The 26,311-nt window shown below is 45.6% G+C and carries 30 protein-coding genes and 4 pseudogenes; 9 read left to right on the forward strand and 25 right to left on the reverse strand.

Annotation, left to right across the window (positions count from 1 at the left end; translation table 11 throughout):
• The coding region (locus QUB56_RS37375; protein WP_445243388.1) for a transposase-like zinc-binding domain-containing protein at positions 1-72 on the reverse strand (72 nt) is incomplete at its 3' end.
• 186 nt (positions 73-258) lie between these two features.
• Here QUB56_RS37375 and QUB56_RS22790 point away from each other — a divergent pair.
• A pseudogene (locus tag QUB56_RS22790) lies at positions 259-1,753 on the forward strand (IS5 family transposase).
• Positions 1,754-1,898: 145 nt separating this feature from the next.
• Positions 1,899-2,619 (forward strand): IS1 family transposase gene (locus tag QUB56_RS22795; RefSeq protein WP_332958350.1). Its coding sequence is split into 2 segments (ribosomal slippage): positions 1,899-2,510 and positions 2,512-2,619, totalling 720 coding nucleotides; the frame shifts between segments, so codons are not numbered across the junction.
• 63 nt (positions 2,620-2,682) lie between these two features.
• On the opposite strand, the pseudogene QUB56_RS22800 reads toward QUB56_RS22795, so the two are convergent.
• Positions 2,683-4,027: pseudogene (locus QUB56_RS22800) on the reverse strand (IS5 family transposase); the annotation flags it as partial.
• 120 nt (positions 4,028-4,147) lie between these two features.
• A pseudogene (locus QUB56_RS22805) lies at positions 4,148-5,186 on the reverse strand (IS701 family transposase); the annotation flags it as partial.
• A 416-nt stretch (positions 5,187-5,602) separates the two neighbouring features.
• On the opposite strand from QUB56_RS22805, the gene QUB56_RS22810 reads away from it, so the two are divergent.
• Positions 5,603-6,520, forward strand: coding sequence for a fructosamine kinase family protein (locus QUB56_RS22810; protein WP_332958351.1), 918 nt, complete (start codon positions 5,603-5,605; stop codon positions 6,518-6,520).
• Positions 6,521-6,599: 79 nt separating this feature from the next.
• Here the strand turns inward: QUB56_RS22810 and QUB56_RS22815 are convergent, their stop codons facing one another.
• Positions 6,600-8,300: an ABC-F family ATP-binding cassette domain-containing protein gene (locus QUB56_RS22815; RefSeq protein ID WP_332958352.1), complete on the reverse strand. Its 1,701-nt coding sequence runs from the start codon at positions 8,298-8,300 to the stop codon at positions 6,600-6,602.
• A 356-nt stretch (positions 8,301-8,656) separates the two neighbouring features.
• Here QUB56_RS22815 and QUB56_RS22820 point away from each other — a divergent pair.
• The 3 genes and pseudogenes from QUB56_RS22820 (at position 8,657) to QUB56_RS22830 (ending at position 9,828) form a co-directional block, all read left to right on the forward strand.
• A pseudogene (locus QUB56_RS22820) lies at positions 8,657-9,072 on the forward strand (element excision factor XisH family protein).
• Positions 9,073-9,181: 109 nt separating this feature from the next.
• Entirely contained in the window at positions 9,182-9,427 is a 246-nt protein-coding gene (locus QUB56_RS22825; RefSeq protein WP_332958354.1) for a XisI protein, read from the forward strand.
• Positions 9,428-9,609: 182 nt separating this feature from the next.
• Positions 9,610-9,828 (forward strand): hypothetical protein, encoded by a 219-nt coding sequence (locus QUB56_RS22830; protein WP_332958355.1) that lies wholly within the window; start codon positions 9,610-9,612, stop codon positions 9,826-9,828.
• A 42-nt stretch (positions 9,829-9,870) separates the two neighbouring features.
• Here QUB56_RS22830 and QUB56_RS22835 read toward each other — a convergent pair whose 3' ends face one another.
• A complete protein-coding gene (locus tag QUB56_RS22835; protein WP_332958356.1) occupies positions 9,871-11,121 on the reverse strand; it encodes a UvrD-helicase domain-containing protein in 1,251 nt (416 codons plus the stop codon).
• 227 nt (positions 11,122-11,348) lie between these two features.
• On the opposite strand from QUB56_RS22835, the gene QUB56_RS22840 reads away from it, so the two are divergent.
• Positions 11,349-12,158: a pentapeptide repeat-containing protein gene (locus tag QUB56_RS22840; protein WP_332958357.1), complete on the forward strand. Its 810-nt coding sequence runs from the start codon at positions 11,349-11,351 to the stop codon at positions 12,156-12,158.
• Between the two features lie 114 nt (positions 12,159-12,272).
• Positions 12,273-12,422, forward strand: coding sequence for a hypothetical protein (locus QUB56_RS22845; RefSeq protein WP_332958359.1), 150 nt, complete (start codon positions 12,273-12,275; stop codon positions 12,420-12,422).
• 1 nt (position 12,423) lies between these two features.
• Here QUB56_RS22845 and QUB56_RS22850 read toward each other — a convergent pair whose 3' ends face one another.
• Together QUB56_RS22850 and QUB56_RS22855 are read right to left on the reverse strand one after the other, a co-directional pair.
• Entirely contained in the window at positions 12,424-12,714 is a 291-nt protein-coding gene (locus QUB56_RS22850; protein WP_332958361.1) for a helix-turn-helix transcriptional regulator, read from the reverse strand.
• Between the two features lie 116 nt (positions 12,715-12,830).
• Positions 12,831-13,187, reverse strand: coding sequence for a helix-turn-helix transcriptional regulator (locus QUB56_RS22855; protein ID WP_332958362.1), 357 nt, complete (start codon positions 13,185-13,187; stop codon positions 12,831-12,833).
• Between the two features lie 135 nt (positions 13,188-13,322).
• On the opposite strand from QUB56_RS22855, the gene QUB56_RS22860 reads away from it, so the two are divergent.
• Positions 13,323-13,739 (forward strand): hypothetical protein, encoded by a 417-nt coding sequence (locus QUB56_RS22860; protein WP_332958363.1) that lies wholly within the window; start codon positions 13,323-13,325, stop codon positions 13,737-13,739.
• Positions 13,740-13,754: 15 nt separating this feature from the next.
• Here QUB56_RS22860 and prfA read toward each other — a convergent pair whose 3' ends face one another.
• From prfA to rpsH, 18 genes are all read right to left on the reverse strand, one after another.
• A complete protein-coding gene (gene prfA, locus QUB56_RS22865) occupies positions 13,755-14,849 on the reverse strand; it encodes a peptide chain release factor 1 (protein ID WP_332958364.1) in 1,095 nt (364 codons plus the stop codon).
• Between the two features lie 324 nt (positions 14,850-15,173).
• The gene (rpmE, locus tag QUB56_RS22870) at positions 15,174-15,482 is read right to left on the reverse strand and encodes a 50S ribosomal protein L31 (RefSeq protein WP_332958366.1); all 309 of its coding nucleotides are present in this window, start codon (positions 15,480-15,482) and stop codon (positions 15,174-15,176) included.
• A 213-nt stretch (positions 15,483-15,695) separates the two neighbouring features.
• On the reverse strand, positions 15,696-16,109 hold the full coding sequence (rpsI, locus tag QUB56_RS22875) for a 30S ribosomal protein S9 (RefSeq protein ID WP_006634975.1): 414 nt from the start codon (positions 16,107-16,109) through the stop codon (positions 15,696-15,698).
• Positions 16,109-16,564, reverse strand: a complete 456-nt coding sequence (rplM, locus tag QUB56_RS22880; protein WP_015178725.1) for a 50S ribosomal protein L13 — start codon at positions 16,562-16,564, stop codon at positions 16,109-16,111. Before rplM ends, rpsI begins: the two co-directional genes overlap by 1 nt.
• A 139-nt stretch (positions 16,565-16,703) precedes the next feature.
• Positions 16,704-17,546, reverse strand: a complete 843-nt coding sequence (gene truA, locus QUB56_RS22885; protein ID WP_332958368.1) for a tRNA pseudouridine(38-40) synthase TruA — start codon at positions 17,544-17,546, stop codon at positions 16,704-16,706.
• Between the two features lie 29 nt (positions 17,547-17,575).
• Positions 17,576-17,926, reverse strand: a complete 351-nt coding sequence (rplQ, locus tag QUB56_RS22890; protein ID WP_332958369.1) for a 50S ribosomal protein L17 — start codon at positions 17,924-17,926, stop codon at positions 17,576-17,578.
• Between the two features lie 128 nt (positions 17,927-18,054).
• Positions 18,055-18,999, reverse strand: a complete 945-nt coding sequence (locus tag QUB56_RS22895; protein ID WP_332958426.1) for a DNA-directed RNA polymerase subunit alpha — start codon at positions 18,997-18,999, stop codon at positions 18,055-18,057.
• 174 nt (positions 19,000-19,173) lie between these two features.
• Positions 19,174-19,572 (reverse strand): 30S ribosomal protein S11, encoded by a 399-nt coding sequence (gene rpsK / locus QUB56_RS22900; RefSeq protein ID WP_006634980.1) that lies wholly within the window; start codon positions 19,570-19,572, stop codon positions 19,174-19,176.
• Positions 19,573-19,656: 84 nt separating this feature from the next.
• Complete coding sequence (rpsM, locus tag QUB56_RS22905; protein WP_332958372.1) at positions 19,657-20,040, reverse strand: 30S ribosomal protein S13; 384 nt, start codon at positions 20,038-20,040, stop codon at positions 19,657-19,659.
• Positions 20,041-20,123: 83 nt separating this feature from the next.
• Entirely contained in the window at positions 20,124-20,237 is a 114-nt protein-coding gene (gene rpmJ / locus QUB56_RS22910; RefSeq protein ID WP_015178722.1) for a 50S ribosomal protein L36, read from the reverse strand.
• Positions 20,238-20,605: 368 nt separating this feature from the next.
• A complete protein-coding gene (gene infA / locus QUB56_RS22915) occupies positions 20,606-20,830 on the reverse strand; it encodes a translation initiation factor IF-1 (protein ID WP_006276978.1) in 225 nt (74 codons plus the stop codon).
• A 289-nt stretch (positions 20,831-21,119) separates the two neighbouring features.
• Entirely contained in the window at positions 21,120-21,701 is a 582-nt protein-coding gene (locus tag QUB56_RS22920) for an adenylate kinase (RefSeq protein WP_332958374.1), read from the reverse strand.
• 5 nt (positions 21,702-21,706) lie between these two features.
• Positions 21,707-23,011, reverse strand: a complete 1,305-nt coding sequence (gene secY, locus QUB56_RS22925) for a preprotein translocase subunit SecY (protein ID WP_332958375.1) — start codon at positions 23,009-23,011, stop codon at positions 21,707-21,709.
• Between the two features lie 102 nt (positions 23,012-23,113).
• A complete protein-coding gene (gene rplO / locus QUB56_RS22930) occupies positions 23,114-23,560 on the reverse strand; it encodes a 50S ribosomal protein L15 (protein WP_332958378.1) in 447 nt (148 codons plus the stop codon).
• Positions 23,561-23,706: 146 nt separating this feature from the next.
• Positions 23,707-24,252, reverse strand: a complete 546-nt coding sequence (gene rpsE, locus QUB56_RS22935; protein WP_332958379.1) for a 30S ribosomal protein S5 — start codon at positions 24,250-24,252, stop codon at positions 23,707-23,709.
• Positions 24,253-24,414: 162 nt separating this feature from the next.
• Positions 24,415-24,777, reverse strand: coding sequence for a 50S ribosomal protein L18 (rplR, locus tag QUB56_RS22940; RefSeq protein WP_332958381.1), 363 nt, complete (start codon positions 24,775-24,777; stop codon positions 24,415-24,417).
• Between the two features lie 314 nt (positions 24,778-25,091).
• Positions 25,092-25,640, reverse strand: coding sequence for a 50S ribosomal protein L6 (gene rplF, locus QUB56_RS22945; protein ID WP_332958382.1), 549 nt, complete (start codon positions 25,638-25,640; stop codon positions 25,092-25,094).
• A 264-nt stretch (positions 25,641-25,904) separates the two neighbouring features.
• Positions 25,905-26,309, reverse strand: coding sequence for a 30S ribosomal protein S8 (gene rpsH, locus QUB56_RS22950; RefSeq protein WP_332958384.1), 405 nt, complete (start codon positions 26,307-26,309; stop codon positions 25,905-25,907).
• Between the last annotated feature and the right edge of the window lie 2 nt (positions 26,310-26,311).

Consider the following 26,311-nt stretch of genomic DNA (forward strand, 5'->3'; position numbering starts at 1 on the left):
AATATAATTCTGTTTACCTTTCTTCTGACCATTTTTATTGACATGAGTTGACTGACATTCAGGACATTTCATAAGCTTTTGGTTTTTTGAAGTGTTATTTTTTGGCGCTCGCACTATAAATTTATCATACCCTAATTCGGGCTTGCTGAAGCAGTTGCAAAAGTAAATACTGTATGAGTTGTCTGACCCTAAAAAGGTGGAAGGGTGCAAGAAAAACTGCTAAAATAGATCAAAAGCCGTGCATTAACACCTGCGATCGTGTACAAAAAAGCTGAGGTTGCCCCAAGCCCCCCATCCGACTTTGAACTGCCCTTCGGAGGCAGCTTGTCACCAGATAATTGTTGGGTAAAGATGGCCCAAGTATTACCGTGGTCAGAATTTGAATCAGAATATGCTCAAAACTTCCCCGAGCGAAATGGGTGCACCAGCCAAATCCTTTCGGATGGCGTTGGGGGCATTAATTATCAAAGAAAAACTCGGAATTAGCGATCGGGAAACTGTAGAACAAATTCGTTAAAACCCCTATCTGCAATACTTCATCGGTCAATTAAGCTACAGTAACGAGCTGCCATTTGACCCATCACTATTAGTTCACTTTAGACAACGGATTAGTCGGAATTTAATTAACAAAGTGAACGAAGGAATGGTCAAAAAAATACGAGAAACCGCCGCAGACAAAGCCGAAAAAAAAAAGGATTCGGACTCCAAAAATGAGTCACAAAATCGAGGAAAGTTGCTCGTAGATGCGACCTGCGCCCCCGCCGATATTACCTATCCGACTGACTTAGGACTATTAAACGAAGCCCGAGTTCACACAGAAAAATTTTTATATATTCTCTATAAATCTCTAAAATACAAAGCCAAAAAAAAGCCAATAACCTACCGGAATCTAGTGAGAAAAGACTACTTAGCAGTAGGCAAACAAAGACGAGCCACCCAAAAGAAAAAAGACAAGGCCTTAAAAAACAACTCCAATATATCAAAAGAAATTTAGCTCATCTTGGACAGCTAATAGAATTAGGTGCGACATGAACAAGTTTGAATAAAAAGCAATATAAAACCCTACTATTCCTCACAGAAGTATATCGCCAACAGCAATGGTTATTTGATAACAATAAACAGAGTATTGAGCAGAGAATAGTAAGTTTAAGTTAACCCCATATCCGTCCCATACTCAAAGGAAAAACAGGGAAAAAAGTAGAGTTTGGAGCTAAACTATCAGCCAGTTGCTTTGAGGGATATGTGTTCTTACACCGAGTGATGGGAATTGTTTCAACGAATCAGGAGACTTAAAAGCACAAGTAGAAGCATATCATAGGTTCACCGGATATTATCCAGAGTCAGTTCATGCCGATCGTATTTATCGTACAAGAGAAAACCGAGCATGGTGTAAAGAAAAAGGTATTAGAATCAGTGGTCCGCCCTTGGGAAGACCCCTAGCAACAATCAGTAAAGAAAAAAAGAAGCAAGCCTTGTCAGATGAGAGAATTAGAAATGCAATTGAGGGTAAATTTGGGACTTGCGTAAACGAAGATTCAGTCTGGATAGAGTGATGGCAAAATTTGATAATACTGCTGAAATAGTTATTGCTATTACTTTTTTAGTAATGAACCTTTCTACCTGGTTGCGCCAGGTTTTTTGTGTGTTTTTATGTCGAACGGGCAAAACAACACCTGTTTTTGGATTAAAGATAATCTCCAATTATATTGGGAGGGTCTTAACGCCGGAAAACCTTATCTTAAATCGAGCTTGAATATATCGATCGCTCCTGTTCTTGGGAAAGCGATCACTTATTCAGCAAGCCCTAATTCAGCAACGCCTACTTTGGCGTTGCTGAAACAAGGTATGATTAGTTCAAAGAGAAATTTGCAAAAACAATTAACTAAAAATCTAAATCTATGAAATGTCTTGAATGTAAATCAACTCATGTAAATAAAAATGGACACAAAAAAGGCAAACAGAATTATATTTGTGTTGAGTGTGGTAGGCAATTCATAGAATGCTACCAACCCCATAAGGGTTACTCTCAAGGAGTTAAGCATGAATGTCTAAGAATGTATGTCAATGGTATGGGTTTTCGAGCGATAGAGAGAATCAAAGGTCTTCATCATACGACAATAATTAATTGGGTCAAACAGGTGGGAGGACTTCTACCACAGGCTTACGAACCAGACACAATTCCCGAAGTCGGAGAACTAGATGAATTAGAAACATTTATTGGGTCAAAAAAAAACAAAATGTGGTTATGGACAGCAGTAGACCACTTCAAACCAGGTATTTTAGGATGGGTTTTAGGAGACCATAGTGCCCAAACATTTAAACCTTTATGGGAGCTGGTTGAGCAATGGAGATGCTATTTTTATGTAACGGACGGTTGGAAAGTTTACCCCATGTTTATTCCAGATGGTGACCAAATCATTTGTAAAACTTATATGACCAGAGTGGAAGGTGAAAATACAAGACTCAGACATGATCTGGCTCGATTGAAGAGAAAAACTCTTTGTTATTCTTGCATCCGAAGAAATGCTCAAACATTCAATTCGTTTACTAATTTACTATTTCAAATTCTCGGACGTTCCCATTCCATATTCAAGTAATCATTTAGATACTCTGATTTGAAGGCTATTCGACCTGAACTGCCAGCGGCAAGCTTCCTAATCATACCTCAATTCAGCAACGTCAAAAAGTAATTGCAATAACTGTACCAGATGTATTATCAAGTTTTGCCATCACAAGGGTTCAGACCGAATCTTCGTTTGCTTTGCCCAAACTTTCCCTCTATCGCATTTCTAACTCTTTCATCATATGCGGCTTGTTTCTTTTTTTCTTTACTGACGTTTGCTGGCGGTCTTCCTAGGGGCGGTCCACTCAGCCTAATTCCTTTTTCATGACACCATGCTCGGTTTTCCCTTGTACGGTAAATGCGCTCTACATGAACTGATTCACCGATAGTATCCTGTGAACTTATGATATGCTTCTACTTATGTTTTTAAGTCCCCTGATGCGTTAAAGTTATCCCAGCTAATCCGGTCTAAAAATACATATCCTTCAAAACCACTGGCTGATAGTTTGGCTCCCAATTCTACGCTTTTCCCTGTTTTTCCTCTGACTATGGGACGAATATGGGGTTGACTTAAACTTACTATTCTATCCTTAATACTATGTTGAACGTTGTCAAACAGCCACTGTTGTTGACGAGGTACTTCTGTGAGAACTAGCCTGGTTTTATATTGCTTTTTATTCAGACCTTCTCGGCTCGCACCTGAATCGATTAGCTGTTCAATATGAGCTAGGTTTCTTTTGATGTATTGAAGTTGTTTTTTAATTGCTTGTCTTTATTTTTTTTTTGTCGGTCGTCGTTGTTTGGCTACTGCTAAGTAGTCTTTCCTGGCCTTATTACGGTAGGTTCTTGGTTTTGTAGTGGTTTTTTATTTAATTTGTTTATACAGAATGTCTATGATTTTTTCTGTATGAACTCTGGGTCTGTTTAATAGTCCTAAGTCGGTCGGATAACTAATGTCGGCTGGGGCAGAGGGAGCATCTACGATCAATTTGCATCTATTGGATAACTCATTTTGGGCGTCCGAATTATTTTTTTTTCGGGTTTGACGCTTAGTGATTTCTCGCATTTTTTTGACCATGCGTTCGTTCACTTGATTAATTAGGTTGGGACTAATAAGCCCGTCGAAAGTGTACTAAGAGTGATGGGTCAAATGCGAGTTCGTTGCTGTAGCTTGATTGACCGATGAAGTATTGCAGATAGGGGTTTTCACGGATTTGTTCGAATCTTGGACGATCGCTAATTCCGAGTTTTTCTTTGATGATTAATGCCCCCAACGCCATCCGAAAGGATTTCGCCGGTGCGCCCATTTCGCTCGGGGAAGTTTTTAGCATATTCTGCTTCAAATTCTGACCACGGGATAAGTTCTGCCATTTTTACCCAACGGTTATCTGGTGACAATTTTCCACAGGAGGGGAGTTCAAAGTCGGAAGGTGCGGGGGTAGCAAGCTCAGCTTTTCTGTACACGTTCGCAGGTGGTGATGCACGGGTTTTGACCTATTTTACCTGTTTATCTTGCACTTTTTTCTCGCTCGCGCTATCGAAACCCAGACCACGCAATATGCGATCGATTATTCAGCAAGCCCTAGTATAGAGGCCGATCATCAGGTAAGCACTACAAACGATTTCCCACCATTTTTCAATCTGTGAATATTGCGTAACTCGGAAATCTGCCCATCCTAATTCACTCTTACTTTGTCGAAAACCATATTCAATCCAAGTCCTATTTCCATACAAATTCCCAACTTCTTTAGCTAAGACTCCCGGAATTTGTGTCATCACATACCAGGTTGAGTTTTCGGGAAGGGTCTCTATATCTGTTGTGATTTCCCAGTAACGCAATGCTCTCTTTTTTCCATAAATAATTTCTCGAATATAGCGGACTTCTCGGTTCCCATCGTCCAAGCTCCGCTCAAATTTACACCCTTTATTAGGTCTAACCCTTTGCTCTGGAAGCAACCGCACACTGTGATTACTCCGAATCGCAGAGCGCAAATAGAAGATTTAATCCTTGTAAACAGCGAATGAATGTACTTGTACTTTCTCCATACAAGCTATCAGCCAAAACACAGTCTATTTCAAATCCCATCGCTTTAATTTCTCTAATCATCTGGCTGGCTATCTGGGGTTTGCTTAGGTAACTATCCTTTAGTTTAAGTCGTTCTTTAGGTTTATAAATTTCAAATGTTAATGGGAAAGTTAACCCATCTACTAGACCATAGCTCACCACAGCCACTATGCCATTGTCAATTTTTCCAAGTCGCCCTAAATATTGTCTAGCTACATAATCGGTAGCTTTTCCCTTTTTTTACTCTCCTGTTTCATCAATGATGATAACGATTTTTCGATCTTTAACAATTCTTAAAATTAATTCAAGTCTTTGCCTTCTCAAGGCTTGAGCCTCCCAGGGTGATTGGGTAAGAAAGTGATGCAGCCCTTGAGCATTTTCTAGCCCCATTATCTCTGCAATGGCTGGTAGTGTCTTACGTTTAATATCAGAAATTATACCCGCATGAAGGTGTGTAAAAGCTTCAAAGCTTCTGACTTCTGAAAACAGATTTCTGTAATACCGACAATACTCATCAATCAATTTCAAGGTTGAATCAGCTTGGCGAGGCTTAACCATAGACCCAGCTCAGGTTTGAGAGATTTTGTTCTATTATACTCGGCTTTAAGTGACAGAAGAGGGGTATTTCCGATCGCATTCTTTGTGTCGGCAGAGCGGGTTTACGCCGCTGATGGCGGGAAATCAAAGATCGGGCGTCAACCGGCCCTTGGGAGATTTTCGCTGCTCACAGAATGAATTAACTGCACATGAGATGAGACTGAGCAGGAGTTGTCTCCCGACTAATTTAGATTGCTGAATCTTTAGCCTGTACGATCGCCCTTAACCCCTGTTCCACCCATATAATACTTGAGGGTGGCGTGAGTTATTGGTTCCCGGAGCGAAAATTATATCTGCAAATTAACTAAAAATATGAACAGTAAAGTGTCGGCAGTCATATAAACTAATTTTGATCGCCCTCAAAACGATTTGATGCTATGTGGGACAAAATTGCCGCGCACATCTCTGAAACAACCGGAGAAACATTTTCTCTTGACCATCGCCATTCTGTCAGCGGCGGCTGCATCAATCAAGGCTATTCTATTAGCAGCAGTTCCCGCGCTTACTTCGCGAAAATCAATCAAGCTTCCCAAATTGCGATGTTTGAAGCCGAGGCTTTGGGTTTGCAGCAAATGCGGGCAACGCAGACGATTCGAGTACCTGAGCCGATTTGCTGGGGAACTGATGGGAATTCAGCTTATATTGTGCTGGAATGGCTGGATTTGGGAAGCCGCGGGGGCGAGAGAGCTTGGGAAGAAATGGGGCGGAAACTGGCGGCAATGCACAAATATACCCCCCCCAACCCCCCCTTGCTAAGGGGGGGAGAAGAGCGTAATTCTACCTTGCTTGGGAAGGTTTTTGGTTGGGATATTAATAATACGATCGGCTCAACGGTGCAAATTAATAATTGGACGGCAAATTGGGCAGAATTTTGGGCAGAACATCGGATTGGTTATCAGTTAAAATTGGCTAAGCGTCGGGGCGGTCATTTTCCGCAAGGGGAACGTTTATTAGAGATGATTCCTGAATTGTTAGCTGGTTATGAACCTCAACCCTCGCTAGTTCACGGGGATTTGTGGGGGGGAAATGCGGGGGTGACATCTGCGGGGGAACCGGTGATTTTTGACCCGGCAACTTATTTTGGAGATAGAGAAGTTGATATCGCGATGACGGAGTTGTTTGGCGGGTTTCCGGCGCTGTTTTATCGGGGATATAATCAGGTTTGGTCATTGGATGGAGGCTACGAGCGACGGAAAAGTTTATATAATTTATATCACATTTTGAATCATTTTAATTTGTTTGGTGGAAGTTATGAGTCGCAGGCGAATCAGATGATTAATAGAGTCTTGGGTTAGAAATAGGGATTTTTTATTTCTAACCGCAGATGAACGCAGATAAACGCAGATGTAAGGTTTATCTGCGACCGCTGCCGCTTTATTTTTGCTTAGCTGTTGCTTTTTTCTTGGCTTCTTTTTCGGCTTTTTTAGCCGCTTTTTCAGCTTCAAGTTTGGCGATTCTTGCTAGCTCTTTTTCTTCGGCTATTTTATCCAGATAGTAGTGGTAATCTCCCAAATAAGTGCGAAACTCTCCATCCCGGATTTCGACTATTTTGTTGGCGACTTGGGAGATGAAATAGCGATCGTGCGAAACGATAATTACGGTACCGTCATAATTCTGAATCGCTTCTTCCATCATCTCTTTCGCCGGAATGTCGAGGTGATTTGTCGGTTCGTCCAAAATTAGCAAATTCACGGGAGTCAACAGCATCTTTGCTAAAGCCAGACGGGCTTTTTCTCCGCCGCTCAAAGCGCCGACTTGTTTGAATACTGTTTCGCCGGTAAACAAGAATCGCCCCAACAAAGTCCGAACTTCTTCATTTTTCCAGTCGGGTACTTCGTCGTGAATCGTTTGCATCACGCTTTTATTCAAATCTAAGGCTTCTGCCTGATTCTGTTCAAAGTAACCGGGGATGACGTTGTGGCCTCCCAATTTGACTGTACCTTCAGTCGGCTTTTCCAAGCCCATAATCATCCGCAGCAGGGTGGATTTGCCCGCGCCGTTGGGGCCGAGAAAGGCTATGCGATCGCCCCTTTCAATTAATAAGTCTGCTCCCAAAAATAGGATTTTTTCGCCGTAGGTGTGCACCAAATCTTCAATTATTGCTACTTCGCGGCCGCTGCGGGGTGCGGGGGGAAAGCGGAAATGCAAAGTTTTTAATCCGCCGGTGGGGGCTTCGATGCGTTCGATTTTATCTAACTGTTTCTCGCGGCTTTTGGCTTGGGTGCTGCGAGTGGCGCTGGCGCGGAATTTTTCTACGAATGCTTGCTGTTTTTCGAGTTCTTTTTGCTGGCTTTCGTAGGCGCTGAGTTGGGCTTCTCTGGCTTCTGCTTTTTGCAGCAGGTAGGAGGAGTAGTTGCCGAGGTAGGTGGTGGAAACGCCGCGTTCGGTTTCGACGATTTGGGTGCAAAGCCGATCGAGAAATTCCCGGTCATGGGATACGATTACCATTGGGGTTGTCAGCCCTTTGAGGTAAACTTCCAGCCATTCGATGGTTTCTAAGTCGAGGTGGTTGGTAGGTTCGTCTAGCAGCAGGATGTCGGGTTTTTGGAGGAGAATTTTGCCCAAACTCATCCGCATTTGCCAGCCGCCGCTGAAGGCGCTGACTAATCGATCGCCGTCTTCGGGTTCAAAGCCGATTTCGGGCAGAATTTTCTCGATTTGGGCTTCTAAACCGTAGCCGTTTAAGCCTTCAAATTGCCGTTGCAGCCGGTCCATTTTGTGGATCAGTTCGTCGAGATTTTCTGGGGTGGAGGTTTCCAAGTCTCGATGCACTTGCATCAGGGATTCGTGGACTTCGTTGGCTTCGCTGAAGGCGCGCCAAAATTCTTCTCTGACGGTGCGAGTCGGATCTACTTCAAATTCTTGGGAGAGGTAGGCGATGTGGAGGCTGGCGGGGCGAATGACTTCGCCTGCGGTGGGTTCGATTTCGCCGGCGATGATTTTGAGTTGGGTGGATTTGCCGGCACCGTTGACGCCTACTAAGCCGATGCGATCGCCTGGCTTGACTTCCCAGGTGACATCTTTGAGTACGACGCCTGTGGGGTAAATTTTACTGATGTGTTCGAGTCGCAGCATTGTTGTGGGGACTGGGGAAGGGCTGGTTTAGCGGCGGATGGGATGCCGGCGCTGAGGTCGAGTTAATCTTAACAAATTTTAATTATATTTAGCGTCTTGCCAGATTTTGATTTGGTAGGAGTTACGCGAAGAAACCGGGTTTCTCTGAAAAATCGCAGATTCTGGGCTAGAGATATAGGAAGAAACCCGGTTTCTGGCCTCGATGTGGGTTGAGGACTATTTGGGTGGGCCGATCCTCTTCGAGGGCTTCGCTAACGGGCGATCGTGTTGTTTCTGATTGAATTTCTCGAATAATGGTTGAGACTTCTGCACATTATAATAGTGAGTGTCAACCTCGATAGCAAAAGAGAGCGATCGTGCCAGCAAGAGACATTTATCATCAAGTTGTCAAACAGGCTCTGATTAAGGCTGGCTGGACAACTACTTACGATCCGTATCCCTTGGTTTGGACGAATAGAAACCTATCGATCTTGGTGCCGAACAGCTATTAGCTGCTGAGAACAACGATCGCAAGATAGCCGTTGAAGTTAAAAGTTTGATCGGAGAGTCTAGAATTGCAGATTTAGAGCAAGCTTTGGGTCAATATACTCTTTACTATGACATCTTAAAACGGACGGAATCAGAAAGACAACTGTATCTGGCAATTCCACTAAATGCTTTTACAGAGCTTTTTGAAGTAGAAAGTTTTGGTCAGATATTGCTAGATAATAACCGCCTAAATTTGGTTGTTTTCAAGCAAAAAATAGAGGAAATAGTACAATGGATAGCTTAAATAATTATCGCCAACTTGTTAAGCCGCTCCTTAGTGAATACGCTGAGATTCCGGTTTTTGACAGTGGTATCCAAAATAAATAATTTTTGATTTGGAAAATGACCGTTATATGTTAATAAATATAGGTTGGTTTAACGAGCAGCGCATTCACCATTGCGTGATTCATATTGATATTATTGACGGTCAGGTGTGGATTCAAGCAAATAATACCGATCGCCTGATTGCTGAGGAGTTAGTTGCAGCGGGAATTCCTGCCGAATCAATTGTTTTGGGGCTTCAACCGCCTGATGTTAGGCCTTATACTGCTTATGGAGTGCCTACTAGGGAGCAGCAGCGAGAATCTTTGAAAGTATGATGGAGTGGAAGGGATTTGAATTGGAGGGCGAGGATTTATAAGTAGATACAGTATGATTGTTCAATTTGGTTGAACGAACGTCATCCATAACCCTTGATAAAGCACTCGTGATCCCCTTCAGTAAATTCCCTTAAACTCAAGTAAAATAAGACAGCCATCATCCCCACAAAACCTAACTCACCATGCACACCTCAACATTTGACAGTATTTTAGACGAGATCGAAACATTGTCTATAGACGAACAAACTGCTTTACTTGTCATCATGCACCGGAGACTTAGCGATCGCCGTCGCACCGAAATTGCTGCTAACATTGCACAAGGAAAACAAGACTATCAATCTCGAAAGGTCTTTCGAGGTACAGTTAATGAAGTGAGCGCGGACTTAAAAGTTATCAGATGAAGTTAAGAAATGTCCTACTATCATAGGACTTAATGTTGCACACTAAGCAACCTGAGCATTCACCATTGAGTCACTCTCCAAAACATCGGGTGCTGTCAAAATGTTTTGAAGTTGCTGCACAACTTGAGTTTCATCTTGGTATAACATAACTACGTGATCTTTTGCTCTTGTTATTGCTGTATAAAGTCCTGCTTTTTCTTGAAAATCTTTATCAGCATCTGGCAAGTTTTCCACTTGGTAAACGCCAGCAATAATAACAGCATCAAACTCAACTCCTTTCAGCGCATTCCAAGAATCTACAATTACGAAAGGTCGGTTTACAACGTTATAAGCTCGGTCTTGAGCACGCATTGGAGCGTGATTGGGAACACCCAATTTCCGCAAGCATTCACTAATTTCTGATTTAAAGGATTTTAGCTCTTGTGGATGCAATAAAACTCCGATTGAAGATTCTGGATGACTGCTCAATGCCAGTTTAACCTGTTTAGCTATATTGTCTGGAGACATATCACTTTTTACAAGCATTGGCTTAATAGATGAACTGCGAGAAGACTTTTTGAGTGGTTCGACAATATGACCGATTTTACCACCAGCTTCTGAGCGTTTAGCTATCTTCATATTAGCACTAGCTAAATAAGGATATATAAACTGCCAAGCTAATTCTATAATTTCTGGCGCGTTTCTATAGTTTAAATCAAATATTTGCGAACGACCCGTGACTTCAAATCCAAGATTCTTCCAAGTCCATTTTTCCTTTGTTCGATGTTGCTGACCTTCGTACACTGACTGAGTGTTGTCATAGACAAAAAAGATAGAGTTTGTATCGGGATTTACGGCATCTAACATCGCCACAAACCATTCATCATAAAAATCTTGAGCTTCATCAATTAAAATGGCTTGATAACGATTTTTGGCGTTCTTTTGAACTAAATCAATAATTTGCCGTCGCATTGCAGGCTTTTCATCCCACTCATAAGTATACCCTATGCGATAAGCCCACCTATGAAAAGTTAGACTCTCTACGTTTGAACTCCAGCCTTTTTGTCGTATTATTGAATCAATCCATTGATTCATAAAGCGATTGTAACACAATACCAAAATATCCTTATAACCCTCATCAATTAGTTTTTCAAGACGATTTCGCAATACTAATGACTTACCAGAACCTGCAACGCCTCGAACTAAAGAATGACCTTTAAGCGAGAAATTTTTGGCTTTATTCTGTTGTTCGTCTAAATCTTCGCAATTTAATCGCTGATTTAAAGATTGCTCGAAGTTAATCCACTGTTCCACAATCGTTCTCCTTATATCCCTTTTGTTGAGTGTTTTTTATTGAAATCAGCTTACCAACTCTGGATGACATTTACAGTGACAAAAAGTAATAAATAGTGATCAAAAGTAGCAACCTCTTAAAAAATGTGCTAAAATCTACCCAGAGTAAGGTGAACACACAGGCAAAATGCCACAATCCCTACCAGCACAACCTCAATTCGGACACTACCTTTAAGAGGATTTAACCCATGACTGTGGATGAAGCTCTCGCCATTGTCGAAACAGTCCTAGAGGACGACGAACAGTTAAACGACGTGCAAGAGCTAATCTTCAAACAGTGCTGGGAAGGCAGGCAGTCTTATGAGGAAATTGCTAAATTTTCTAAATATGATGATGAATATATTAAAGCCGCTGGCTATAAACTCTGGAAGTTACTCTCAGAAGCTTTTGACGAAAAAGTAAAAAAAAACAATATTAAAGCAGTTATAAAACGATACTTGCGGCGACATCAAGTGACATTACATCGAACTCAAGTTATTGGAGTTAATCTCAGCGGTGCTAACTTAAGCGGAGCAAAACTATCATTCGCCAACTTAAGTGAATCAGATTCATCAGCAGATTTACACGGTGCAATTTTATCTGATTATCATACAGTATCCGATGAAATTATCAAGGCTGAAGACGCAGATAACGAGGGAACTTTGTCGAGCATAGAAGAACGGATTTATCACTGGAATGATTTGCGCTTTCACAGCCAAGAACAAGTAAAAATAGCCGAAGCCCTCGATCGCACAAACACCCTCTTTTTCCCCAACTCCAAAGCCCGCCTCACAACACCCGCAGGTAGACAAAACCAAGAACCAGATTTCCTCATATTCCACCAAGGCAAATGGGGTATTCTGGAAATATCGCATCCCGATACAGAAAAGGATGAAACGCGCGATCGCCTGTTTGCATCTCACGGTATCAGCATCATCCACTACTGCGACGCTAACAGATGCACAGAAGAACCCGATCGCATTGTCCAAGAGTTTTTAGACATATTGAGTCAGGGATAGGGCGAGTGGTTTTTTCATAAGGGCGATCGCATAGGCGCCCAGAAACCGGGTTTTTTACGATAAGACGCGTTGTATCCCGCAGATTCGGTAAAAAACCCGGTTTCTTTGCTTGGAGTGCGTAACTGCATAAGGGCGATCGCACTTCGTAACAAAGTAGATTTTGCCTTGACAAATTACTCGATTTGTGATATGCACGAGTTGTGGAAATTTTTAAGGGCGATCGGGATCTACTTCTGCAAAACGGGCGATCGCGATCGATCCTAACTCATTCCCCAGCAGCCTCAGCCGACGCAGCGAATCTCTCCGCGACAGCTTTGCCAATTAGCGCCACCTGACTCAGAGGCAAGAACCTAATTTTATTGACAATATCTTGAATATCTAAGGGAGCTGAAACTGGCTTCCCATCCAAAAATCTCAGAAGTTCTTCCATCGAATAACCAGCTCTGGCAGCGAGCTTAGCCAAGTTTTCAGTATCAGGAACCGTATCGCCCCTTTCCCAAAGCTGAACAGCAGTAGCGGAAACGCCCAAAAGCCTACCAAACGCTCGCTGACTCATTGTTCCACGAGCAGTTTTGATGATTTCACTAAGTTTTTGTCTATTTTGGATGTTCACGACTTACAAGCTACTCGACCTTACCTACAAGTAAACAGGTCTCTGTACATCAACTGTCCTTACCCAGAAGACTCAGCAGCAGCAGCGAGCCTATCCATCACGGCTCTACCAATCACTGCTAACTCACTAATCGGCATACATTGAATTTTCTTAAGCAACTCATTGGTATTAATAGGTTCCGGCATTGGCTTACCTTCGAGATGAGCCATTAACTCTTCCATCGTAAAGCCCGCTCTTGCCGCAATCTGAGTCAAATTTTTCGTATCCGGGAGAACCTGTCCTTTTTCCCAATACTGAACAGCAGCACCAGAGACTCCCAATAGCCTACCAAAAGCGCTAAAACTCAGGTCGCCACGGGCTAGCTTCACAACTTCGCTCAGTTTTTTCTTAGCTTCTGAGTCCACAGTATTAGTCACCAGATAAACACAACTCCTAGTTTACTTATCTACCAACAAATTTGTCTTTCGTGCTTGACAGCTAAAAATTTACCAGTTATTCTGTAAATACTTTTATAGTTCTAATTCTATTTATCATCCCTCGGGGAGAGCCAAATGACTCGCAAGACACGCCATACACGTCAAAGCCTTACAGCCTCCGGTTGGCTAAAACCCCTATGCTGGCAAATCTCCAAAAAAGAAGCAGCCGAAGCCCTAAGAATGCCCGTCAACCGCATAGTCAAAGTCTACCCCAAACAACATCAGGTAATAGTTGTTTACCTGAACAAGAAAGGACAAAAATGCAGTTCCTTTTTCAGCTACCGACTATTTGCCAGATGGCAACAAGAGGCGATCGCAGCAATTGCCAGTTGTCGAAACCAGCAAATCCTAGCACCCCTAGAAGTCATTGTACAATACGACCTCGAACATTTCAAATATCCAGTGGCGATCGCCGATGCAATTTGGGAAGCCCTACTCAACCATATCTCCCGCGTAACAAGGGAACTGAGGCTGAGCAAACAATGCGCCTAGCCCCCCATCACTCCATCAATTAGTAGAAGCAGCCAACTCAGCCAAACGTTCCTGCTGGTCCTGAGAAATGCAAGTTTGAATAATCCCCTCAATATCCCCTTCCAAAACACTATTGAGCGAGAAATTCTCCCCCAAACGGTGGTCCGTAGCCCGATTGTCCTTATAGTTGTAGGTGCGGATCTTCTCCGATCGCGAACCAGTACCAACCTGAGCCAAACGCCGCGACTTCACCTCATCCTGCTGCTCCCGCAACTTCATCTCATAGAGCTTAGCCCGCAAAATCTGCATCGCCCGCTCCTTATTCTGCAACTGACTGCGCTCCTCAGTACAGAAAATCCTAATTCCCGTCGGCTTGTGAAACAAATCCGCAGCAGTTTCCACCTTGTTCACGTTTTGACCGCCAGCGCCGCCCGATCGAGCCGTGCTCATCTCAATATCCTTCGGATCGATGTGAATCTCCACATCATCCACCTCGGGCATCACAGCCACCGTCGCCGTCGAAGTATGCACCCGGCCGCCAGCCTCAGTCACAGGCACTCGCTGCACCCGGTGTACTCCAGCCTCAAACTTCAGCTTGCTGTAAACGCTGTCGCCTGTAATTTCCAGAATCACCTCTTTAAAGCCGCCCATTTCTGCCAGCGACTCGCTCACCAACTTCACCTGCCAGCCTTGAGTTTGAGCGTAACGGGTATACAGCCGCAGCAAATCTCCCGCCCAAATACTAGCCTCATCTCCGCCAGTACCCGCCCGAATTTCCAGCATAATATTCTTGTCATCGTTCGGGTCGCGGGGGAGCAGCAAAACCTTCAAACGACTTTCCAAATTCTCCAGCTTCGCCTCAAGTTCCTGAACTTCCAGCGCAGCCATTTCTTGCATATCTCGATCGCCCGCGGCTTCCTTGAGAACCTGTCGCGCGCCCACCAAATCTTCCTGAGTGGTTTTCCACAGAGCAAAAGTATCGACCACTTCCTCCAAGGACGATCGAGCTTTCGCTACCCGTTGAAACTCTTGATTGTCCCTAGCCACATCCGGGTCAGCCATGCGGCGAGTCAACTCATTAAAAGTTTGCTCTACCGACTTCAATTTATCCAGCAAATAAGATTCAGCCATTGTCAGTTGTCCTTTGTCAATCGATTTTAGATTTTAGATTTTAGATTTTAGATTTTAGATTTGAAGAACAGTTGGGATAGAATCTCTATCGATCTCAACTGCCAGCCGTAGCAATTCTTCAATCTAAACTCTCCAATCCGAGGGCGGATCGATTTTAGATTTTAGATTTTAGATTTTAGAACTCAAGAGCAGTTAGCATAGAATGTCGATCGAACTCTACTGCCAGCCGCAGCAATTCTTCAATCTAAAATCTAAAATCCGAGGGCGGTAAGTTGCCAGTAGAAAGAACTACTCTCAACAAACTGCGGACAAATGACAATCCGGCTACTTCTTCTTTTTGCCTTTAGCAGCAGCCTTAGAAGCATCTGCTTTCGGATCTTCCATTTTCAGCGGTCCAGAGGAAGCATCTGCCTTCGGCATTTCTACCTCGCTCATGCCATATTTCCGCATAAAGCGCTCCACACGACCTTCAGTATCAATAATCTTCTGAGTGCCAGTATAAAAAGGATGATTTCCCGACCAGACATCAACTTGAAGCTTTGGTCTAGTTGAACCCACAGTCATCACAAGTTCCCCGTTGCAATAAACCTGAGATTCGGGATACCACTCAGGGTGAATTCCATCTTTTGCCATTGTTTTTTACTCTCTAATTTTTGACTTTACAACCATTTTAGCTGCCGCAGGACTTGTATACCAACAACAGCACGAATTTTGCCTTATATCTGTTGGAACCAGGAATCAGGAATCGGAAATAAACTTCAAAAAAAAGGCAGGTAAAATCTGGATAGATAATTTTTGCCTTTTCCTGGTTCCTTCTTCCTTCTTCCTTCTTCCTTCTTCCCTCGATTACCGCTTAGAGTATTGAGGAGCTTTGCGAGCTTTCCGCAAACCGTACTTTTTCCGTTCTTTTGCCCGCGGGTCGCGAGTCAAATAGCCCTCAGTCTTCAGAGGCTTGCGGTTGTCCGGGTCTAATTGACAAAGAGCTCTAGCGACACCCAAGCGAATCGAGTCAGCCTGACCTGTCAAGCCACCGCCTTCGACTTTTACCAAAATGTCGTACTCATTTTCCAGACCCAAAGTTTCCAGAGGGGCCTTAGCGAGAGCCAAATAAGTAGGGTTGAATTGCAGGTACAAATCCCCCTCTTTACCATTGACAGTCAGTATGCCAGTGCCGGGAACCAAGCGCACCCGCGCTACGGAACGCTTGCGGCGGCCTGTACCCCAGTACACAGCGCGACCGGATGTATCTGTTGCTTGCATTACTCATTTCCTCCCGGAATCGTGTGAACAATTAATTCTTCTGGTTTTTGAGCTTGGTGCGGGTGGTTGGGGCCAGCGTACACCTTCAGTTTAGTAAACAGTTGTCTGCCCAAAGAAGTGTGAGGCAGCATTCCTCGTATAGCTTCTTCCACAATTCTTTCGGGCAAACGTGCTTGCAATTTTGCAAAAGTTTCTGTTTTCATGCCGCCCGGTCTTCCAGAATGGCGGCGGTAGATTTTCTGGGTGCGTTTTTTGCCAGTAACAGCGATTTTGTCAGCATTGATGACTATTACGAAGTCGCCGGTATCCATAGAAGGAGTGTAAGTCGGTTTGTGTTTCCCCCGGAGGTACATGGCAACTTCAGTTGCCAGACGGCCCAGCCGCTGGTCGGCGGCATCGACCACGTACCACTTGTGCTCTAGGGAGTCTTGAGTAGGGACGTAAGTTTTGTTCATTGTTTGTTCTTAGTTGTCTATTAACTGTTAACTGTTGTTAGTTGTCAGTTGTCAGTTGTCAGTTGTCAGTTTTTAATTGTTAGTTGTCCTTAGTTTTTTATTAGTAGTTACCTAATGACTAATGACTAATGACTAATGACTAATGACTAATGACTAATTTTGGCTGAGTGTCGTACCAGACATCTGGGGGAAAGGGAAATTCTGAATAGCCAACCCGCAGCAGACACAAACCTTGAGCGGGAGCGGCATATTTTACCATTTCTCGGCGTTCGTTGACCCAGATATCTGTGAAATTGTCGATCGGCCTTTCCCCGCAACCCACCTGCACCAGCAACCCCACCAGCAGCCGCATCATCCCGTACAGAAACCCGCTCGCCTGAACCTCAATATAGATAAGAGGCCCAGAACGCTGACACTCGGCCGCTTGCACGTCCACCCAGGAATGGGGGCGGGCAGAACCCGCGCGGTGGAAAGCAGCCAGGTGATGCCGCCCGATTAGCGGTGTCAAAGCTGTCTGAATCAAAGATTCATCCACAGGGGCCCGGTAGCAGTGCCATGCAAAAGGACGCACAAATAAATTAGGGGTCGGGTCTGTATAAAGGGTGTAGCGATAGCGCCGCCAACTGGCTGAGAACCGAGCGTGCCAGGTAGGTTCCACCTTTGCCGAAGCTCGAATTAAAATATCTTTTGCCAGTCGAGAGTTGAGAACGCTTGCCCAGCGGTGAGCCGGAATTGGACCCGGGGCGTCAAAATGGGCTACTTGAGCAGCGGCGTGAACTCCCGCGTCAGTTCTCCCGGCAGCGTGCAGCGTTACCGGGCGTTCCAGAACAGTCGATATTGCTGTTTCAATTTCTTCTTGTACTGTACGCTGGTTCGGCTGTCGCTGCCAACCGTGAAAGTTAGTGCCGAGGTATTGGATCACCAGAGCAACGCGCTGTATCGATTGGGGATTGTCGGTTGGGGATTTTGGATTGTCAGTCATAAATCACAAATCTCCAACCCAAAATTGAATTAAACCAGTTCAACGATCGCCATGGAGGAATTGTCTCCTTGACGGGGGACAGTTCGTACTACGCGGGTGTAGCCCCCGTTGCGCGAGCCGTACCGTTCTTGTGCCCCCTCAAACAAGGCGTGTACTAACTGTTTATCGTAGATATAGCCCATAGCTTGGCGGCGAGCGGCCAACGAGCCATCTTTGGCCAGGGTAATCATCCTGTCCGCCTCTGAGCGCAGCGCTTTGGCGCGGGCGAGAGTGGTCGTGATTTTACCGTGGCGGATTAATTCGGTGGTCAGCGAGCGCAGTAGGGCGCGGCGCTGGTCAGCCGGTTTGCTGAGTTGGGGAACGCGACAGCGGTGACGCATAGCAGTTGGTAATTGGTAATTGGTAATTGGGCGCCGGGATAGATAGTCTGCGAACTCGGGGGGTGAATTCTTTAACTTAAAAACTCACCTACTTAAAATTCAGAACTTTTTTACCCGTTACCCGTTGATTAACTTTTAGCTGATTTTTCCTGTGGCAAGGTAATGCCCAAGCGTTTTTGTAAAGCTTCAATCACTTCTTCTGCGGACTTCTGCCCGAAATTCTTGATCTCGAGCAAGTCTTCTTGGGTATAATCCAATAAGTCTGCGACTGAGTTGATCTGAGCCCGCTTGAGACAGTTGTAAGCCCGGACGGACAACTGCAATTCTTCGATCGGAATTTGGCTGGTAGGATCGGCTTCACCGGGATACTCTGGTTTGAGAGAATCTTGCGTGATGTCTTTGAGAGGTGCAAATAAATCTACCAGGATGTGGGCAGATTGACTCAAAGCTTCTTGAGGAGTCACGCTGCCATCAGTCCAGATTTCCATAATCAGCCGGTCTTTCTCGACCGTCCCGCCTACCCGAGCATCTTCCACGCTGTAGTTGACTCTGCGAATCGGCATAAAGATGGCGTCAATTTGGAGAAAATCCAAAGCCGACCCATCATCGCGACTGCGGTCTACTGCTCGGTATCCGATGCCTTTTTCAATTCTGAATTCCATTTCTAGAACTGAGCCGGGCGAGAGAGTTGCAATGTACTGGGAGCGATCGATCAATTCCACCTCTGAGGGCAAATCGAATCGATCGGCCGTAACGGTGACGGGTCCCTCAATCCGCAACCTGCCGATTTGCGGCTGCTGAGAATGAGTTTTGAGGACGACCTCTTTCATGTTCAGGAGAATTTCTAGAACATCCTCACGTACCCCTTCGATCGTGGCAAACTCGTGATTGACGCCCGCGATTCGGACGGAAGTTACTGCCGTTCCTTCCAAATTTGACAGCAGAACTCGCCGAAGCGCATTCCCAACAGTTGTTCCCTGACCGCGATCGAGCGGTTCCAGGACAAATTTTCCGTACTGACTGCGGTCTTTGTCAGTGTTAGACTCTATACATTCAATTTGAAACTGCGCCACGGAGTGACCTCCCTTTTCCACTTTGGATTTTTGATTTTGGATTTTAGATTGCAGAGCATACCCCTGAACGGATTTCGGATTTTGGATGGACGGGGCAACAGTTAGAACCATTAGTTTTTGACTTTAAGCAGTTAGCCATTATCCAAAATCTAAAATCTAAAATCTCAAATCGTTTTAGACTCTACGTCGCTTGGGAGGGCGACAGCCGTTGTGAGGAATTGGGGTAACATCTCTAATCAGGGTGATTTCCAGTCCCGCCCCTTGCAGCGCGCGAATTGCAGTTTCTCGACCTGCTCCGGGCCCGCTCACCATTACTTCTATTTGGCGCATTCCTTGGTCGTTGGCTCTGCGGGCAGCACTTTCTGCTGCTGTTTGAGCTGCAAAGGGAGTCCCCTTCTTAGCTCCTTTAAAACCGCTCGAACCTGCCGAGGCCCAGGATATTACTTCGCCGTTGAGGTCGGTAATAGTTACAATCGTGTTGTTAAAGGTAGACTGGATGTAGCCTACCCCATTGGGTACATTCCGTTTCTGCTTTTTTGCACCAGATTTCTTGCCTGTTTGTTGTCGCGCCATATTAGTCTCTTTAACGTTTCTCTCAACTAATGTTCCGAAGCGCTAGGAGCCAGCAGCCCCCAGCGTATTTTTCCCAAAAAGATGTTACTTCTTGGAAGGTGCCTTTTTCTTGCCCGCAACTGTTCGGCGGACGCCACGACGGGTTCTGGCGTTGGTACGGGTTCGTTGTCCCCGCACCGGCAGGCCCAAACGGTGACGGCGACCCCGATAAGTTCCGATGTCCATCAGGCGCTTGATGTTCATTGACTCCCAGCGCCGGAGGTCTCCTTCGATTTGGTATGTGGTTTCTACATGAGTCCGCAGAGCTGTCACGTCGGCCTCTGTTAAATCCTTGACGCGAGTGTCAGGATTTACGCCTGTTGCAGCGATAATTTTTTGGGCCCGCGACAAGCCTATTCCGTAAATGTATGTCAGACCTATTTCGACGCGCTTATCGCGTGGAAGGTCTACCCCGGCAATCCGTGCCACACTTTTTGTCTCCCTAGTTTTCCTGTTTGGCTACAATGTTCAATTAGGATGCACCTGCGTGCAGTGCCCAATCTTCTTTTTTTCTAACCTTGGCGTTGTTTGTGTTTCGGGTTAGTGCATATCACCATCACTCGACCGCGACGGCGGATGACGCGACATTTCTCACAAATTTTTTTGACAGATGCTCGAACTTTCATCTTTCTTCCTGCCTGGAGAACCCCGCTCTACCGGAGAGCAGGCACGCTGGGACTGCCCGTAGAGCGGTGGGAGGAGAGGCTGGGCAAGGTGTAGACCTCTCCTCGATTAAATTGTATAAAGTGCGGGTTGTTTCATGAAGGAGCCCGCTTGCACCCACTTCCATTGCTGGGGTAAAGTTCGCCTGCGCCACAGTGTTGGCGAGGGATACTTTTACGGCGTAGCAATGACTTAACCCGGTACACCGGTGGGTTGTTGACGCCCTTCTCGGCAACACTACAAACGTAGCATTATAGCATAAAATTGACGCTTTTTACCAAATTCTCTCTAATTAAACTTAGAATTAGTTTTTAGAAAGTTTTATCTAAGCCTATTTTTTCCGAAGGCGATAAGTAATCCTGCCTTTGGTCAAGTCGTAGGGAGTCAATTCGACTTTGACGCGATCGCCAGGCAGAATTTTGATGTAGTTGCGGCGGATCTTTCCGGAAATGTGAGCCAGCACGTTAAACCCATTATCTAGGTCAACGCGAAACATCGCATTCGGAAGGGATTCCGTCACTGTCCCTTCCATTTCAATTAAATCTTGCTTAGACAATTTGGTATTTACCTCAACTCTACATTTGATTAACTAGGAGTATCCCGCTGCTGGGCCTCAAAACCTATTTACTGGTAGAGGTCAAACGGAAGGTCAAGAATTCGGGCGACTCGAGCGACTTTTTGACTCAACCAACTGCTTGCTTTAGCTTTACTTGAGTAAAGTTGTGGCAATTAGTATCGAGTTCAATCCGGTCTCTAGCAACCCTCACAAAACCTGATAGCACAAAAAGCTCCTAGTTAACATATCTTAGCAAAAGCTTGTGAGTAACAAGCTGTATTGAGAGGGTTCAAGAGTTGCCCGAGAGAGTTTGTTGCAGTTCTGCGGTGACTAATTCCATCGATCGATCGCCATCAACCGCAACTAACTGTTCGCGGGATCTGTAAAACTCAATCAAAGGCTCAGTTTGCTCGCGATAAACTTGCAACCGGCGGCGGATTGTCTCCTCATTGTCATCTTGGCGGCCGCGTGACAGCAGGCGAGTCACCAAAACATGGTCAGGTACGTCCAAATTGACAGCTCTGATAGCGCAGTCATTACCAGACTTACTTCCCTCAGTACCAACATCACAAAGCAGTTTGTCAAAAAACGCTGCCTGTGCCACAGTACGGGGAAAGCCATCCAGAATCCAGCCTGCACTAGCATCTGGTTCATTCATGCGTTCTTGGACGATATCCATCAATAACTCGTCGGGAACCAACTCACCAGCATCCATGTAGGCTTTCGCCTTTAGACCCAAGGCAGTTTTCGCCACCACGCAGGCGCGGAGGATGTCACCCGTCGAAATGTGGGGTATTTTCCAGAGAGCGGCTAAGATCTGAGCCTGAGTTCCCTTTCCCGCCCCCGGAGGCCCCATAAAAATCAATTGCATTGCGATTACTTCACCATTCCTTCATATCGCTGGGAGATGACGTAAGTTTGAATTTGCTTGGCAGTTTCGATCGCCACACCTACTAGAATCAGTAGGGAAGTTGCACCAAACCCTCTAAAAGTTTGCACGCCGATCGCGCTTTCTACAGCAGTTGGTACAATGGCGACCAGACCGAGAAATATCGCTCCCAAGAAAGTCAAACGGTTCAAAACCTTTTCCACATAATCGCTGGTTTTCTGACCCGGACGAATTCCAGGAATGCTGGCGCCCATTTTCTTCAAGTTCTGAGACATATCTACGGGGTTGACAATCAACGAAGCGTAGAAATAGCTGAAGAACAGAATCAAAGTCAGATAAAACAGCGCGTAAGCCCAAGGAGTCGGTCCGTTCGGACTTAAAACATTAGCAACTTGAACCAAAAACGGGTTATTGAGAGACTGAGCGAGGAAAGAAGGCACAATCAAAACCGAAGATGCAAAAATAATCGGCATCACTCCACCTTGATTTAAGCGCAGGGGCAGATAGCTCCGGCTCTCCCGATAAACTTTGCGGCCGACTTGGCGGCGGGCCGAAATAATCGGAATGCGGCGAGTACCTTCCTGAACAAAAACAATCCCGACAATCGTCACCAAAAAGACCAGCAGCAGAACGACTACACGGCCGACAACCTGCGTGTCCCCACTTTGAGCCAATTCAAAAGTTTGCCCCAAAGAACGCGGCAAAACCGACACAATGTTGATAAAGATCAGCAGCGACGCTCCGTTCCCGATGCCCCGCTCCGTCACCACTTCCGATATCCACATTACAAACATTGAGCCTGCCGTCAGAGCCAAAGCAGTTTGTGCTATGAATAAAGGCGCTGGAGATTGAGCAAAAGGGCTGACCCAAATCGCAATGCCAACACTTTGCAGAATTGCCCAGCCTAAAGAAACGTAGCGAGTAATTTGAGAAATTTTGCGTCGCCCTGCTTCTCCTTCATTTTTCTGCAACTCTTCTAAGCTTGGCAGAGCCGCAGTTAGAAGTTGCACAATAATTGAAGCATTAATGTAGGGCAAAATCCCCAGTGCGAAAATCCCCAAAGCTGACAAGCCGCCTCCTGAGAACAAATCCAGAAAGCCAATTAAAGGGCTATTTTGGACGTTTTCGGCAAAGGCGACTCGATCGATGCCGGGGACTGGCAAGTGGACACCCAGGCGGACTAAAATCAGTAAGCCAATGGTTACGAGGATGCGGCCTCGTAAACCCGCAGCTTGAGCCATCTGCATGAACGTCTCTTGTGCAGTTGGCGCTTTTTCTCTACTAACGTCCATAGTTACGATTTGGGATTTTAGATTTGGGATTTTCGACTAAATCATTTTCTGATAGCAAGCTTGAGGATTTGAGAAAAGGACATACTCTCAAACCTCAAATCTTCACGCAACTAATTCGCAACTTCCGCCTGCGGCTTCAATTTTGGTGCGAGCACCTGCGGTAAAAGCCGAGGCGCGCACTTGCAAAGGCACATTCAGTTCGCCATCTCCTAAGATTTTCAGCGGTCCGTTGTCTGTGGTGACAATTTTTGCTTGGATCAAAGAAGTGAGAGTAACTTCTGTGTTTGCTGGCAGCGATGCTAATTTACTTACATTAATGGTAGTGTACTCTTTGCGGTTGACGATCGGGAAGCTTTTGAGCTTGGGCAGGCGGCGGTAAAGAGGATTTTGACCACCTTCAAAACCGGGTCTAGTGCCGCTACCTGCTCTAGATTTTTGACCGCGCATCCCTTTGCCGGAGCTCGCGCCTTGACCGGCAGAAATACCTCTGCCCAAGCGTCGGGGGCGCTTTTGGGAGCCTGCTTTGGGTCGGGCGTCTTGCAATCTCATAGTTTTAGTAATTGGTAATTGGTAATTGGTATTTAGAGAGCGGGTGCCGAGTAGTTTTGAGTGCGTGAGTTTTGAGTTGCGGATTTTTTTATTCTCAACGCCAGCACTTAACACTCAAAACTTACAGTTTCCCATTCTCGCCTCCCCTAACCGTAGAGGTTTTCTACTGGAATTCCGCGTTCTTGAGCTACTTCGGACAATGTGCGGAGGGTGGAGAGGGCGTTGACTGCTGCTCGGGCGTTGTTTAAGGGATTTCCGGAACCTAGCTGTTTGGCTAAGATGTTGCGGACTCCTGCTAGTTCGAGAACTGTTCGCACTGCTCCCCCTGCAATTACCCCGGTTCCGGGTGCGGCCGGACGCATCATGACTTTAGCTCCGCCACCGTCACCGTTGATGGGGTGAGGGATGGAGTTAGCTTTGGTGAGGGGGACTTCAATTAGGTGCTTTTTGCCGTCAGCGACGCCTTTTTTAACGGCACCGATTACGTCGCTAGCTTTGCCGACTCCCACTCCAACTTGACCGCGTTCGTTGCCGATAATGACTATGGCGCGGAAGCTGAGTTTTTTACCGCCTTTGACTACTTTGGTAACGCGCCGGATCTGAACGACCCGCTCTTGCCATTCGGATTCTTTTTCGCGCGTTTTGTTGCTGCTGCTTTTTTTCTTGGTGCGCTGTTCTTTTTGTTCTGCCATAGTTTTGTCCTGTGGGAATTAGTAATTGGTGAAAGGCGATCGGCAAGTGGTAATTGTTTGAGTAAAAAGTAAAAATAGAAGAAATCTGGATTTTGCCTTTTAACTTTCAACTTTCAACTTTTGACTTTTTAATTACTCATTACCCGCTACCCATTACCTCCTCTAAAAGTCTAACCCGGCTTCACGAGCTGCTTCTGCAAGGGCTTTGACACGACCGTGATAGAGGTTGCCTCCGCGATCGAATACGACTTTGACTATGCCAGCGCTGGAACAGCGTTTGGCAATCAACTGACCTACTTGCACGCTCGCGGAGCAGTTGGCACCAGAACTGAGAGTTGACTTCAATTCGGGATCGAGGGTTGACGCAGCAGCTAAAGTGTGCTGTTTCGTGTCGTCGATTACTTGGGCGTAGATGTGCTGATCCGATCGAAATACCGCTAGTCTGGGACGTTCGGAGGTGCCAAACACCTTGCGTCGCACCCGGCGGTGTCTGCGGTGGACTGATTCTTTGCGAGTAAGCTTCATATAAATACTCGGTAAATGGGAAACTCAGAGTCTTTAGACCTGAGAGAGAAATGACACTTCGGATTTGCTCCTCGGAGCCTCCCTTGCGGGGTGATGTTAGCTTCGCCAATGTTTTAAGAGCTTTTTAGACTTGCAACACTATCTCAGTGACCTTAAGACTGTTTAGTTGCAAATGACAGAGCAGGGAACTAGCTACGCATTCTCCCGGTGTCGTGACTCCAAAAACGTAGACCTCGAAAGTCTTAGGCTGGTCAGTATGGCTTGCGGGAATTGCCCCTACAAGCCCAGTGTCTTTAGACCTGGGTTACTGACTGTTACTTCTTACCTGTTTTGCCTGTTTTACCAGCTTTGCGGCGGACAACTTCGCCACTGTAGCGAATGCCTTTGCCCTTATAGACTTCGGGCGGACGCACCGCGCGTATGCGGGCTGCTGTATTGCCTACGAGTTCTTTGTCAATGCCGGAGACAATGACGTTGGTGTTGCCTTCAACTGCCATTGTGATGCCTTCTGGAGGAGGCATTTCCACCGGCTTGCTGTAACCGACGTTTAAAATCAGGTTCCGTCCTTGAACCTGTGCCCGATAACCTGTGCCGATAATTTCCAGACGCCGCTGAAAACCTTGAGATACACCTTCGACCATGTTGGCGACTAGGGTGCGGCACAAGCCGTGCAGTTGTCTGGCGACGCGAGATTCGTCTCGGCGGTTAACGAGTAAAGTCTCGCCTTCGAGTCCCATGACGATTTCGGCTGGGATAACTCGGGAAAGTTCACCTTTAGGACCTTTGACGGCTACTTTTTGACCGTCTAGGGTGATGGTGACTTTATTGGGAATGCTAATCGGACGCTTGCCAATTCGCGACATAGTTTTTGTCCTTTGTTTTTAGTTATTAGTCCTTGATTATTAGTCTTTAGTTATTAGTCTTTAGCGATCGATTTTTGGGTTTGTTATGAAAGGTGACTAATGATCCGCAAGAAACTGGTACAAGCCGCCTACACTAATGAACTGAGTGGATACTCCACCAATGTTTAGACCGAAGTTCAAGCTTTCAGATTTAATTCTGAAAGTCAATCTAAAATCTAAAATCTAAAATCTAAAATCGACTGACTAATGACTAATGACTAATGACTACCAAACATAACAAAGCACTTCACCGCCCAAACCTTGGCGTCGAGCTTCTCTATCCGTCATAATGCCACTGGAGGTAGAAATAATGGCTATGCCAATTCCGCCTAACACTCTGGGCAATTCTTTACGGTTTGAGTAAACGCGCAGTCCTGGTTTGCTAACTCGCTTAAGTGCCGTGATAATGGGCTTGCGAGTTTTACCTTTGTACTTTAGAGAAAGCACTAAATATCGGTTGATCCCTTCTGCTTCTGCTTCTTCAAATTCGCCGATAAAGCCTTCACTTTTGAGGACTTGGGCGATGCTGCGGGTCATTTTTGTAGATGGAATTTGCGTTGTTTGGTGGCGCGCCATGCAAGAATTGCGAATGCGCGTCAACATATCTGCTATGGTATCGTTAGCTGCCATGT

The organism is Microcoleus sp. AR_TQ3_B6 (genome assembly GCF_036702785.1).
Classification (GTDB): domain Bacteria; phylum Cyanobacteriota; class Cyanobacteriia; order Cyanobacteriales; family Microcoleaceae; genus Microcoleus.